This window comes from Noviherbaspirillum sp. (assembly GCF_036563305.1).
In the GTDB taxonomy this organism is placed as follows: domain Bacteria; phylum Pseudomonadota; class Gammaproteobacteria; order Burkholderiales; family Burkholderiaceae_D; genus Noviherbaspirillum.
The window spans coordinates 173,494-186,754 of the sequence record NZ_DATCMQ010000016.1; the positions used below are offsets into that span (position 1 = coordinate 173,494).

The 13,261-nt window shown below is 64.7% G+C and carries 10 protein-coding genes and 1 tRNA gene; 10 read left to right on the plus strand and 1 reads right to left on the minus strand.

Annotated features, from left to right (window positions below; genetic code table 11):
- Positions 1 to 49: 49 nt before the first annotated feature.
- The gene (gene dnaG, locus VIM12_RS17230; RefSeq protein ID WP_331942950.1) at positions 50 to 1,843 is read left to right on the plus strand and encodes a DNA primase; all 1,794 of its coding nucleotides are present in this window, start codon (positions 50 to 52) and stop codon (positions 1,841 to 1,843) included.
- A 72-nt stretch (positions 1,844 to 1,915) separates the two neighbouring features.
- On the opposite strand, the gene VIM12_RS17235 is transcribed toward dnaG, so the two are convergent.
- Positions 1,916 to 2,308 (minus strand): hypothetical protein, encoded by a 393-nt coding sequence (locus tag VIM12_RS17235; protein ID WP_331942952.1) that lies wholly within the window; start codon positions 2,306 to 2,308, stop codon positions 1,916 to 1,918.
- 28 nt (positions 2,309 to 2,336) lie between these two features.
- On the opposite strand from VIM12_RS17235, the gene rpoD reads away from it, so the two are divergent.
- From rpoD to VIM12_RS17280, 9 genes are all read left to right on the plus strand, one after another.
- Complete coding sequence (gene rpoD, locus VIM12_RS17240; RefSeq protein ID WP_331942954.1) at positions 2,337 to 4,562, plus strand: RNA polymerase sigma factor RpoD; 2,226 nt, start codon at positions 2,337 to 2,339, stop codon at positions 4,560 to 4,562.
- 96 nt (positions 4,563 to 4,658) lie between these two features.
- Positions 4,659 to 4,737, plus strand: a tRNA-Ile gene (locus VIM12_RS17245).
- Positions 4,738 to 4,834: 97 nt separating this feature from the next.
- Positions 4,835 to 6,196, plus strand: coding sequence for a UDP-glucose/GDP-mannose dehydrogenase family protein (locus VIM12_RS17250; protein WP_331942956.1), 1,362 nt, complete (start codon positions 4,835 to 4,837; stop codon positions 6,194 to 6,196).
- Positions 6,193 to 7,182 carry an NAD-dependent epimerase/dehydratase family protein gene (locus VIM12_RS17255; RefSeq protein ID WP_331942958.1) on the plus strand — a complete coding sequence of 330 codons (990 nt, stop codon included), beginning with the start codon at positions 6,193 to 6,195 and terminating at the stop codon, positions 7,180 to 7,182. Before VIM12_RS17250 ends, VIM12_RS17255 begins: the two co-directional genes overlap by 4 nt.
- A gap of 85 nt (positions 7,183 to 7,267) precedes the next feature.
- Entirely contained in the window at positions 7,268 to 8,311 is a 1,044-nt protein-coding gene (locus VIM12_RS17260; RefSeq protein ID WP_331942960.1) for a polysialyltransferase family glycosyltransferase, read from the plus strand.
- A complete protein-coding gene (locus VIM12_RS17265; RefSeq protein WP_331942962.1) occupies positions 8,308 to 9,525 on the plus strand; it encodes an O-antigen ligase family protein in 1,218 nt (405 codons plus the stop codon). The genes VIM12_RS17260 and VIM12_RS17265 overlap by 4 nt, the downstream gene beginning before the upstream one ends.
- Entirely contained in the window at positions 9,522 to 10,562 is a 1,041-nt protein-coding gene (locus VIM12_RS17270; protein WP_331942964.1) for a glycosyltransferase family 9 protein, read from the plus strand. Before VIM12_RS17265 ends, VIM12_RS17270 begins: the two co-directional genes overlap by 4 nt.
- Entirely contained in the window at positions 10,559 to 11,647 is a 1,089-nt protein-coding gene (locus VIM12_RS17275; RefSeq protein ID WP_331942966.1) for a glycosyltransferase, read from the plus strand. The genes VIM12_RS17270 and VIM12_RS17275 overlap by 4 nt, the downstream gene beginning before the upstream one ends.
- Before the next feature lie 175 nt (positions 11,648 to 11,822).
- Positions 11,823 to 13,253: a DEAD/DEAH box helicase gene (locus tag VIM12_RS17280; RefSeq protein ID WP_414691802.1), complete on the plus strand. Its 1,431-nt coding sequence runs from the start codon at positions 11,823 to 11,825 to the stop codon at positions 13,251 to 13,253.
- The last annotated feature ends 8 nt before the right edge of the window (positions 13,254 to 13,261 follow it).

Consider the following 13,261-nt stretch of genomic DNA (forward strand, 5'->3'; position numbering starts at 1 on the left):
CCATGGTTTCATCGTCCGCATCCCGGGTAATCCGTTTTCAAGCGCCGCCGTGATTCCACAATCATTCATCCAGGACCTGCTCAACCGCGTCGATATCGTTGATATCGTTGGACGCTATGTGCAGCTGAAGAAGGGCGGCGCCAATTTCATGGGGCTGTGCCCCTTTCACAACGAAAAGTCCCCCAGCTTCACCGTCAGCCCGACCAAGCAGTTCTACCATTGCTTCGGTTGCGGCGCGCACGGCACCGCCATCGGATTCCTGATCGAATATTCGGGCGTCGGCTTCGTCGAGGCCGTCAAGGACCTGGCGCAGGGCGTCGGCATGACGGTCCCGGAGCAGGAAGACCGCATTCCCCCCGCGCTGCGCGCCGAGGCGCAGGCAAAGAGCGTCGCCCTGTCCGACGTCATGAGCAAGGCCTGCGACTACTACCGCCAGCAGTTGCGCCAGGCGCAGGGCGCCGTGACCTACCTGAAGAAGCGTGGCCTGACCGGCGAGATCGCCGCCCGTTTCGGGCTGGGCTACGCGCCAGGCGGCTGGGACAATCTCCGGATGGTATTTCCGGACTACGGCAACAATGCCCTGGTCGAATCCGGCCTCGTGATCGACCGCAGCGAGGAGGAGGGTGGCGGCAAGCGCTATGACCGTTTCCGCGACCGCATCATGTTCCCGATCCGGAATACCAAGGGGCAGGTGATCGGCTTCGGCGGTCGGGTAATGGAGACCGGCGAACCGAAGTACTTGAACTCGCCGGAAACACCCTTATTTCAGAAGGGTCATGAGCTGTACGGACTGTTCGAGGCCCGCCAAGCGATACGCGAGGCCGGCTACGTGCTGGTGACCGAGGGCTACATGGACGTCGTCGCGCTGGCCCAGCTTGGATTTCCGCAGGCCGTGGCGACACTGGGTACGGCGTGCACGCCGACCCACGTGCAGAAGCTGCTGCGGCAGACCGATCACGTGATTTTCAGTTTCGACGGCGACGCCGCCGGACGCCGTGCGGCTCGCCGCGCGCTCGACGCCTGCCTGCCGCATGCCGGGGACAACAAGACGCTGAAGTTCCTGTTCCTCCCCGCCGAGCATGACCCGGACAGCTACGTGCGCGAGTACGGGGCGGCTGCCTTCGAGCAGCAGGTGCGCGACGCCATGCCCTTGTCGCAATTCCTGCTGAAGGAAGTGTCGCAGGACTGCGACCTTGCAACGCCGGAAGGCCGTGCGCGGGCGCAGTTCGAGGCCAAGCCGATGCTGCAGGCAATGCCGCCGTCGGCGCTGCGCCTGCAGATCGTGCGCGGCCTGGCGCAGCTGACGCAGTCGACACCGGCCGAAATCGAGGCGCTGTTCGACCTGGCACAGCCGGTCGCGCGGACCAAGGTGGCGCCGCCCAAGGCGCGACGCACGCCGCCAATGGGCCTGGAGCGGCAGATGATGCGCCTGCTGGTCGCGCATCCCTCGCTGGCCGCCATGCTGGACGAGACTGCCCTCGGCGCGGTTGCCCAGCTTGCCCCGGATAATGCGGCGATGCTGATGCAGCTGCTCGATGCCTGTCATGCCCTGGGCGAACAGGCTGGATTTGCGAATCTCGCCGAGCAGCTGCGGGCAGCGGGTTCGGACTTCGACACCCTCATCGCGGAGATCGCCGCGGACGCGGAGTCGGACCCGGAAGTCGCCCGGCTGGAGCTTGCCGGCGCGGTACGCCAAACTAGAATGCAAGTATTGAAGGCTGAACTGGACCGTTTGGCAACAACCGGCCTCGCCACCGAGGAAGCGCAGGCAAGGTACCGCGAGTTGATGCAGCAACAGGAGCAACTCCGGCGGCAAGCTGAGGTCGAAACAACGACGCGTTGAATGGAGCGGCGGCCTTTAAATTGGAGAAACCTTGCTTGCTGTGGTATCATTAAAAGCTTTTGATTCAAGGTCTTAGAGAATTTCGCGGCGCTTCTGGCGCAGCGGGAGAATCGGGAAAACATGTCGCGCGGGCGAATGCCGGACCGGCTTCAGGCCAGTCCAGAACAAGCTGAATTCACTCGGCGCACGAGAGCAATCCTTTGGTATTGATTCCATGGCAAACGCAATGAAAAAATCCGCGAAACCGACTGTTGCTGCAAAAAAAGCGGCACCGGCTGCAACTAAACCGGCTCCGGCAAAGTCGATGGCAAAGCCTGCCGTCAAGAAGACGGCAGCTGCTCCCGCAAGCAAGGCCAAGGCGCCAGCCAAGGTGGCAAGCAAGCCTGCGACGAAATCAGTTGACGCCGTAGTGCGGAAGACGGCCGAGCCGTCCGCTGCGAAACCTTCATCCCGAGTGGCTGCCAAGCCGGCTCCCGAGAAACCGAAAGCACCCGTGACCAACAAGAAAACCGAATCGAAGACTGCAACGAAGCCCAAGGCGGCGCCGGCCGACAACCGGGCCGACACCAAGGTGATGGCGGTCAGCCAGACCACCGACGCTGCCGCCCTGGCGGCGATCGACACTTCCGGCTATGTCCTGCCGGCGGTCAAGGTGCCTGGCCGCCGCGGTCGCAAGCCCAAGGATTTCCAGCCCGAGAACGATGAAGTCGCCGCACTGAACGCGGTCGAGCGCGCCGAGCTGAAAGCCGCCGACAAGGCCAAGGCAAAGGACCGCAAGGCCAAGGAGAAGGCGCTGCTGAAGGACGCCTTCTCGTCCGACACGGAAGCTTCGGAAGAGGAGCTCGAGCAGCGCCGCCAGAAGCTCAAGACACTGATCAAGCTCGGCAAGGACCGCGGGTTCCTTACCTACGCCGAAATCAACGACCACCTGCCGGAGAACATCGTCGATCCCGAAGCGATCGACGGCATCATCGGCACGTTCAACGACATGGGCATCGCGGTCTACGAGCAGGCCCCGGATGCCGAGACGCTGCTGCTGTCCGACAGCGTCGCCACTGCCTCCAATGACGACGACGACGCCGAGGCCGCTGCCGAAGCGGCGCTGTCGACGGTCGACTCCGACTTCGGCCGCACCACCGACCCGGTCCGGATGTACATGCGCGAGATGGGCTCCGTCGAGCTGCTGACGCGCGAAGGCGAGATCGAGATCGCCAAGCGGATCGAGGAGGGCCTGAAGGACATGATCCAGGCGATCTCCGCCTGCCCGACCACGATCGCCGAGATCCTTGCCGCCGCCGACCGCATCGAGCGCGACGAGGCCAAGGTGGACGAGATCGTCGACGGCCTGGTCGATCCGAACGCCACCGAGGAAGTCGGCGCGCCGGTCGCTGTTGCCGCTGCCGCGGACGACGACGAGGACGACGAGGACGGCGAGGAGGGCGAAGAAGAGGAAGAGGACGGCAACGCCAACGGCGGCGCAGCCGGATTCTCCGCCGAACAGCTGGAGCAGCTCAAGCGCGATTCGCTCGCCAAGTTCGCCGAGATCGCTTCGCAGTTCGACAAGATGCGCAAGGCCTACGAGAAGGAAGGCTACAACTCCAAGCCCTACGTCAAGGCCCAGGAGACCATCTCCAACGAACTCCTCAGCATCCGCTTTACTGCCAAGTTCGTCGAGAAGCTGTGCGATACCCTGCGCGGACAGGTCGACGAGGTGCGCCATATCGAGAAGCAGATCCTGGATGTCGCGGTCAATCGCTGCAACATGCCGCGCGCCCATTTCATCAAGGTCTTCCCGGGCAATGAAACCAATCTCGATTGGATCGACGCCGAAGTCGCAGGCAACCACACCTACAGCGCCGTCCTCGGCCGCAACGTCCCGGCGATCAAGGAACTGCAGCAGAAGCTGATTGACCTCCAGGCGCGGGTCGTCCTGCCGCTGCCGGACCTGCGCAACATCAACAAGAAGATGGCTGCGGGCGAGATGAAGGCACGCAAGGCGAAGCGCGAGATGACCGAGGCCAACCTGCGTCTCGTGATCTCCATCGCGAAGAAGTACACCAACCGCGGCCTGCAATTCCTCGACCTGATCCAGGAAGGCAACATCGGCCTGATGAAAGCGGTCGACAAGTTCGAATACCGCCGCGGCTACAAATTCTCGACCTATGCAACCTGGTGGATCCGGCAGGCGATCACCCGCTCGATCGCCGACCAGGCACGCACCATCCGCATCCCGGTGCACATGATCGAGACTATCAACAAGATGAACCGCATCTCCCGCCAGATCCTGCAGGAGACCGGTGCGGAGCCGGATCCGGCGACGCTGGCAATCAAGATGGAAATGCCGGAAGACAAGATCCGCAAGATCATGAAGATCGCGAAGGAGCCGATTTCCATGGAAACGCCGATCGGCGACGACGACGATTCCCATCTTGGCGACTTCATCGAGGACAACAACACGCTCGCACCGTCCGACGCTGCGCTGCATGCCTCCATGCGCGGCGTGGTCAAGGATGTGCTCGACTCGCTGACGCCGCGTGAAGCCAAGGTGCTGCGCATGCGCTTTGGCATCGAGATGTCGACCGACCATACGCTGGAGGAAGTCGGCAAGCAGTTCGACGTCACCCGTGAACGCATCCGCCAGATCGAGGCGAAAGCGCTGCGCAAGCTGCGCCACCCGTCCCGCTCGGACAAGCTGAAGAGCTTCCTCGAGGGCAGCTGATCCTGCAGAAGCCGCGTCCGGCCTGCCGCCGGATGTCACCCGGCGGCAGGAGCAGCGACAAACGATGCTCGCTTGGAATAAAATAGGCGGCTTATCGGGCCTCTAGCTCATGCTTGGTTAGAGCAGCGGACTCATAATCCGTTGGTGCCGTGTTCGACTCACGGGAGGCCCACCAAAACACGATGCGATAGAGGGTCCAGGCTTCGGCTTGCGACCCTTTATTTTTTGCGACCGGCCGCCGGCCGCTGCTGCAGCAGGAAGGAAATCGTCAGATGAAAGTTACCGTTATCGGCACCGGGTATGTCGGGCTTGTTTCGGGCGCATGTTTTGCGGAAGCCGGCAACAAGGTGATGTGCCTCGATCTCGACAGCGCGAAGATCGCCACGCTCAACGGCGGCGGCATACCGATTCATGAGCCCGGCCTGGACGCCGTGGTGGCGCGCAACCGGGAGGCGGGACGCCTGCTGTTCTCCGACAGTTACGACGCGGCGATCGACCATGGCGACGTGATCTTCCTCGCAGTCGGCACCCCGCCGGACGAAGATGGCAGCGCCGACCTGCGCCATATCCTTTCCGCCGCCCGCAGCATCGGCCAGCGCATCACCCGCAGTGTGGTGGTGGTCGACAAGTCGACGGTTCCGGTCGGCACCGCGGATGCGGTACGTGCGGCAATTGCAGAGGAGCTCGCGCGGCGCCGGGCGGAAGTCCCGTTCCATGTCGTCAGCAACCCGGAGTTCCTGAAAGAGGGTGCCGCCGTCAATGACTTCATGCGGCCGGACCGCATCGTCATCGGCAGCGACGATGCGGAGGCGACCGCGGTGATGCGGCAGCTCTACAAGCCTTTCAACCGCAACCACAACAAGCTGATCGAGATGGACGTGCGCAGCGCCGAGCTGACCAAGTATGCGGCGAACGCGATGCTCGCAACGCGCATCAGTTTCATGAACGAGCTGGCGAACCTGGCGGAGGATCTCGGCGCCGATATCGAGGCGGTGCGCCATGGCATCGGCTCCGACCCGCGCATCGGGCCGAGCTTCCTGTATGCCGGCGTGGGTTACGGCGGCTCCTGTTTCCCCAAGGATGTGAAGGCCCTGCTGAAGACGGCGCAGGACCGCGGCCGCGCGCTGCGCATCCTGGAAGCGGTGGAGCAGGCGAACGAGGCGCAGAAGTCGGTCCTGTTCGACAAGATCCAAGCCCACTTCGGCGGCGCGTTGCGCGGCTTGCGCATTGCGCTGTGGGGCCTGTCGTTCAAGCCCAATACCGACGACATGCGCGAAGCGCCGAGCCTGGTGCTGATCGGCCAGTTGCTGGCAGCCGGGTGCAGCGTGCAGGCGTATGACCCCGTGGCTTTGGCCGAGGCGCGGCGCATCCTGGCTGTCAGCCATGGAGATGCGCTTGCGTCGGGCGTGCTTGCCCTGGTGCCGAGCGCCCGGGACGCGCTCCAGGATGCCGATGCCCTGGCGCTGGTCACCGAGTGGCAGGAGTTCCGCTCGCCGGACTTCGACGCACTGGCTGCGACGCTGCGCCGGAAGGTGATCTTCGATGGCCGGAACCAGTACGAGCCGGCTGACGTGCAGCGCGCCGGCCTTGCCTACCACGGCATCGGCCGGGGCAACGCAACGACGGCCGAATGAACGCCACCGCCGCCACCATCCTGGTCACGGGCGCCGCCGGCTTCATTGGCAGCCACGTCGCCGCGCGGCTGGCCGGCCTCGGTCACGTCGTGCTGGGTTGCGACAACTTCAACGACTACTACGATCCGGCATTGAAGCATGAACGCGTAGCGGCACTGCTTGCCCCGCGCGGCGTTCGCTGCGAGACGGTCGAGATCGCCGACGCGGCGCGACTGCAGGCGCTGTTCGACCAATGCAAGCCTACGCATGTCGTCCATCTCGCCGCGCAGGCCGGCGTGCGATACTCGCTGAGCAATCCCCAGGCCTACATCCAGTCGAACCTTGCCGGCTTCGCCAATATCCTGGAAGCCTGTCGCAGCGCCCGGGTCCGGCACCTGCTGTACGCCAGCAGCAGCAGCGTCTACGGCGCAAACAGCCAGACGCCGTTCCGCGAGGATGACCGCACCGACGAGCCGGTGTCGCTGTACGCCGCGACCAAGAAATCCAATGAGCTGATGGCCTATTGCTACAGCCATCTCTATGGTTTTCCTGCGAGCGGGTTGCGCTTCTTCACCGTCTACGGGCCGTGGGGCCGGCCGGACATGGCTTATTTCAGCTTCGCGGAGAAAATGCTGCGCGGCGAACCGATTCCGGTCTTTGCCAACGGCGAACTGTATCGCGATTTCACCTATGTGGACGACATCGTCGAGGGAGTGGTGCGCCTGCTTTTCAAGCCGGTGGAAGCAAAGGAAGGAGGCGCACCGCACACGGTGTTCAACATCGGCAATCACCAACCGGTACGCGTGATGGATTTCGTTGCAACCCTGGAACGGGTGCTGGGCGTGAAGGCACGCATCGATTTTCAGCCGATGCAGCCGGGCGACGTCCCGGCGACCTTCGCCGATACGTGGCGCCTGCGGCAGCATGTCGGGTTTTCTCCTTCGACCGCCCTCGAAGCCGGCCTGGAACAATTCCGCGACTGGTATCTTGCCTGGAAGGACGCCTGACTCATCCCGGCGCCGCTGTCGGGAATGCTCATATGCAACCTCGCTCTGTTATCCTCTCGAACCTTCCGGTCTCCGAACTCGTCCCATGTCCCGTGCGTCCAGAGTAGCCGTCTATTTCGTCGCCTCGCCGCTGCAGTACCTCGCGGCGCGGCAGATTGCCGCCCATGTCGAGAAGGATGCGCGGCAGGTGCTCGTGTGGTACCAGCCGGGCGTCGCGGGTGCAGTGGTCGAAGCCGACTGGGATGCCGCTGCCTACATGCCCTGGCCCCGCCACAAGCCGCTGCCGGGCCGGTTCGGCCGGCACCGGCGCCTGCGCGAGAACATCCGGCTGGTCGCCGGGCTCGCCGGACCATGCGACGAACTGGTCCTGCACAGTGCGGTGTTCGATACCGAGGCGATCAATTATTTTCTCAATGCGCTGCCGGCGCTGTGCGGTGCCCGGCGCATGCATGCGCGCATCCTGCCTGACGGCCTGATCAGTATCCGGCGCTACCCCCTGAGTCCGGCGAAGCAGATGCTGCAGCGGCTGCGCAAGCTGCGGCGGCTGTTTGCTCCCGAATTGGACTACCGCTGTTTCAGCGGCGACCGCATCGGCTCGGACGCGCCGTTCTGCGACCGGATCTACGTGCTGCCCGGCCTGCCGAACGAATACCCGAAGGACAAGGTGCACGTCCTTCCGCCGCTGGTTGCGCGCAGCAGCGCGCTCCGGCCGGAGGCGCGGGCCGCGAAGCGCGCGCTGGTGGTCGGGCAGCCGCTCGCCGGCGCCGGCATGCTCAGTGCGGAGGATGCGGCAGCGGTGACGGCACAGGTCCGGGACTGGCTGGCCCGCAACGGGGTGTCGGAGGTCGACTACAAGGCGCATCCAAAGGACCCGGCGCATGAACTGCGGCACCCGGACTACCGCCTCATCGATCCCGGCGGGGTGCTCGAGTCCTACCTGGCGTCGACGGATTACGATATCGTCATCGGCGTACGGTCCTCGGCATTGCTGTTCGCACGTTTCATCTATCAGGACAAGGTTCGCATCCTTTCATTTGGATGGAATCGCGTACGTTTCAAATCGGAGAAGGAGAAGCAGGACATGACCGACGTATTCAACACTTGCGGAGTGGAGCTGGTCGGCGAATGAAGCAATCCGTAGTCCGCCTGCAGCAGGCGCAGTCATGGCTGCTCGTGGCGCTGTTCTTCTGCATCCCGCTTTCCGTGGCGCCCGCCTACATCCTCTCCGCGGTACTGCTCGTGCTCTGCGTGGCCGAAGGGCGCTTCGGCGAGAAGTGCAGGATCCTGGTCCGCGAGCCGCTGGCGTGGATCTTCCTTGCGTATTTCCTGGTGTTCGTCGTATCCCTGCTATGGACCGAAAACATGGAATGGGGCCTGCGGATGGTGCGCCGGCAGATGTTCTTCCTGCTGTTTCCGATCTATCTGCTGGCGGCCCGGCGCGAGCATCTGATGCGGTACGTACTCGCGTTTCTGCTATCGATTGCGATGTGCGAAGTGTTCGCCTACTACAACTTCCTTCAGCTGCATGTCTGGCCCCATCTGCCCGAAGGCATCCGCGTCGACAAGGATCCGTACGATACAGCTCCCTTCGTCGACCGCATCATGTACGCGCCCGCGCTGGCGCTGGCGGGCTATCTGGCCCTGCACCAGCTGCTGTTCGCCGAGGGCACGCGCCGCGTGCGCCTGCTGTATGCCATTCTCTTTCTCACGACCGCGGGCAATCTGCTGATTTCGGGCGGCAGGGCGGGGATGGCCGGGTTTCTCGCCCTGGTGATGCTGGCGGCATTCCAGCGCTACGCCAGGCGCCCGGTTGTCGCGGCGCTCATCTCCGCGTTCGCGGCGATGGCCTTCCTCGGCGGCGGGTACCTGACGAACGATTATTTCCGGGACCGCGCCAATGCCGCGCTGACCGACATCCAAAACTACGATACGAACCCGAACACATCGCTAGGCCAGCGCGCCACATTCGCGATGAATGCAACGCGCATCTTTCTTGCTCATCCGATAGCCGGCGTGGGCGTGGGGGACTACCCGCAAGAGTATGAAAAAATGAACAGGCTGCATACGCCGAGCGTGATGCTGGCCTGGAACCCGCACAACCAGTATCTCTACGCGCTTACCGCCGCCGGCATTCCAGGGGGCGTGCTGCTGTTGCTGGTGCTGCTGGTACCGCTGTTCCGGCGGGGCGAGCGGGACGGCCGAGAATACCTGCGCAAGGCATTGCCGGTCCTGCTGGCCACGATCTGCCTGGTTGAATCGTACCTGCTGAGGTCGAACATCAGCCTGCTGTACATCCTCTTCACGGCTGCACTATGGTGCCAGCCGGGGAAGGCAAGAAAGTGAAACGCATCCTCATCGTCCGGACGTCGGCCATCGGCGACGTCGTATTCGCCTCGCCATTTGCGGCGGCCCTGCGCCGCACCCATCCCGACGCCCATATCGCCTGGCTGATCGAACCCGGCATCGACGGCCTGATCGCCCACGATCCTGCAGTCAACGAACGCATCCTCTGGCCAAAATCGGAGTGGCGCGCGCTCTGGAAGCAGGGCCGGCGCATGGAAGTGCTGCGGCGCGTTCTCGCCCTGCGCAAGCGCCTGCATGCGGGCCGGTTCGATACCGCGATCGATCTGCAGGGGCTGATGAAGAGCGGCTTCCTGGCCTGGCTGTCGGGCGCACCGCGGCGTATCGGCCTCGGTTCGCGCGAGGGCAGCCAATGGCTGATGACGGAGGCGATGCCGCGCGGCGGCGATCCGGCGCGCATCAGTTCGGAATACCTGCACCTGGCGCAGCAGCTCGGGCTCGACACCGGGGAGTTCATGCCGTCGCTGCACCTGGCGCCGGCGGCCGAGGCGCAGGCGCTGGAACGCCTCGCGTCGCTCGGACTGGCCCCGGGTGGCTACGCCGTGTTCGCGGCATTCACTACCCGTCCGCAAAAGCACTGGACGAATGCCGGGTGGCAGAGGCTTGCCCCGCTGGTACAGCAGCGGACCGGGCTGGTGCCGGTGCTCCTCGGCGGGCCGGCCGACCGCGAGGCCGCCGCCAGGATCGCGGAGGCCGCTCCCAATATCGTCAACCTTGCCGGCGCGACGGGGCTGGGCGAGGCCGCCGCCCTGGTGCGCCATGCCGGCGCGCTGGTCGGCGTCGACACCGGGCTGACCCACATGGGGATTGCGTTCTCCGTGCCGACCGTCGCGCTGTTCGGCTCCACCTGTCCCTATACCGTCACCGGGCGCGACAACGCGCGGGTACTTTGGCTCGATCTGGACTGTTCCCCCTGTCGCCGCAATCCCACCTGCGGCGGGCGGTTCAACTGCATGACGGACATCGGGGCGGAGCAGGCGATGGTGGAACTCGCGTACGTACTGGAGAAGAAGCCATGAAGATCCTGCATGTGGAAGCGGGCAAGCACTACTACGGGGGCGCCCGCCAGGTTGCCTACATCATTGAAGGCCTGCAGCGCCGCGGCGTCGCCAACGTCCTCGCCTGTCCGCCCGGGGCCGAGATCGGCAAGGCGGTCGGCAGCACGGCCGTGGTGCGCGAGACCGCCATGAAGGGCGACCTCGACGCCGGCATGGCCGGACGCCTGCTGCGACTGATCAGGAGCGAGCGGCCGGATGTCGTGCACCTGCACAGCCGCCGCGGCGCCGACCTGTGGGGCGGCGTTGCGGCACGCATGGCGGGTGTGCCGTGCGTCCTGTCGCGTCGGGTGGACAATCCGGAGGCGCGCTGGCAGGTGGCGCTCAAGTACCGGCTGTACAACCACGTCATCACCATCTCGGAAGGAATTCGCCAAGTGCTCCTGTCGGAGGGACTGCGGCCGGACAAGGTGACGTGCGTGCGCAGCGCAGTGGACGCCACGCCCTACCTGGCAGCGGTCGACCCGGCGGCATTCCGCCGCGAGTTCGGGCTGCCCGCCGACGCGCTGGTGATCGGCGTGGTCGCGCAGCTGATCCGCCGCAAGGGACACCGCTACATGCTCGACGCGGCGCAGGCGCTGCGTGACCGTCACCCGGCGATGCGGGTGCTGTTCTTCGGCAAGGGACCGCTGCGCGACGAGCTCGAGGCTGAGGTGAACCAGCGCGGCCTGTCGGAGGTAGTCCGGTTCGCCGGTTTCCGCGATGACCTTCCGCGATGGCTCGGCGGCATGGACATTCTTGCGCATCCGGCCGACATGGAAGGTCTCGGGGTGTCGCTGCTGCAGGCATCGGCGGCAGGCCTGCCGATCGTCACCTCGCGCGCCGGCGGACTGCCGGAAGCGGTCGCCGACCAGGTCAGCGGCATTCTGATTCCACCGGGAGATGTGCCGGCGCTGATCGCCGCCCTCGATGCACTGCTGCGCGATCCGGCGTTGCGCCAGCGCTTAGGCGGGGCAGGGCGGGACCGCATTCTGCGCGAATTCTCGGTCGATGCCATGGTGCAGGGCAACCTCGCCATCTATGAGAAGGTGCTCGGCGCGCGATCCTGATGCAATCTTTCCGGCAGCGCGCAGTCTGAACGGTTTCCCTTCCTTCCCGCATGTTTTGGCGCAAATCCACGCCCCGAAACATGCAGGCGTATAATGAAAGGTTGTTTTCCTACCGCAGCGCAAGGCTTCCAGCAATGCGCCTTAATTGAGCCGCCGCCGCGGCCAGAAACAGACTATGCCAGATACCCAGCCAGCAAGCATGCAGACTCCCGCGCCAGCGGTCCGATTCGAGGATTTTGGACTGGCGGAAGGCATCTTGCGCGCGCTTGCCGACCAAGGCTACGTACATCCGACCCCGATCCAGGCGGAAGCCATCCCGGTCGTGCTGCGCGGCCGGGACGTGATGGGCGCCGCCCAGACCGGCACCGGAAAAACCGCCGGTTTTTCCCTGCCGATCATCCAGTTGCTTCTCGCCCACGCCAACACCAGCGCCTCGCCTGCGCGTCACCCCGTTCGCGCGCTGATCCTGACCCCGACCCGCGAGCTGGCGGACCAGGTCGCCGACAACGTGAAGGCCTATTCGCGCCACACGCCCTTGCGCTCCACCGTCGTATTCGGCGGCGTCGACATGAATCCGCAGACGGCTGCGCTGCGTTCGGGCGTCGAGATCGTGATCGCGACACCGGGCCGCCTGCTCGACCATGTCCAGCAGAAGACGGTGAACCTCTCGCAGACCCAGATCCTGGTGATGGATGAGGCGGACCGGATGCTCGACATGGGCTTCCTGCCCGACCTGCAGCGCATCATCAACCTGTTGCCCCGGGAACGGCAGAACCTGATGTTCTCGGCAACCTTCTCGCCGGAAATCAAGAAACTGGCCAACAGTTTCCTCAAGAACCCGGTGACGATCGAGGTCGCGCGCAGCAATGCCACCGCCGACAACGTCACCCAGGTGCTGTACAAGGTCGACGAAGAGACCAAGCACGACGCCGTCGCCCACATCATCCGCGAGCGGAACCTGAAGCAGGTCATTGTTTTCTCGAATACCAAGATCGGCGCCTCGCGCCTGTCGCGCCACCTGGAGAAGGAGGGCGTGAAGGCCGCCGCGATCCATGGCGACAAGACCCAGGCCGAACGCATGGCGGCACTCGAGGCCTTCAAGCAGGGCAGCGTGGAAGTGCTGGTGGCGACCGACGTCGCGGCACGCGGACTCGACATTGCCGAACTGCCCTGCGTGATCAATTACGACCTGCCGTACAACCCGGAGGACTATGTCCACCGCATCGGCCGCACCGGACGCGCCGGCGCTTCGGGCGACGCCATCTCCCTGTACACCGACAAGGAGGCGCGCCAGTTGGCGGATATCGAGAAACTGATCAAGCACAACATCTCGCGCCTGCAGCTGCAGGGCTTTGTCGCACGGCGATCGAGCGAGCGGCGCAGTCGTCATGAGGCGCCGGAAGAAGGGGCCTCTTCCCATCGCGAGCGCGAGCGCGGCTCCGGCCGCGGTTTTGCACCGCGACGCGAGAAGGTCGATCCCTGGTTCCTGAAACCGTACGAGCCCTCGTCGGCCGACGTCAAGCAGGAGTCGGAAGCGGCAAGTCCTCCCGCCAAGCCGCAGAAGACCAAAGTGGCGGCACTGCTCGGCGGCACGCCGAAGCGCTGACGAATACG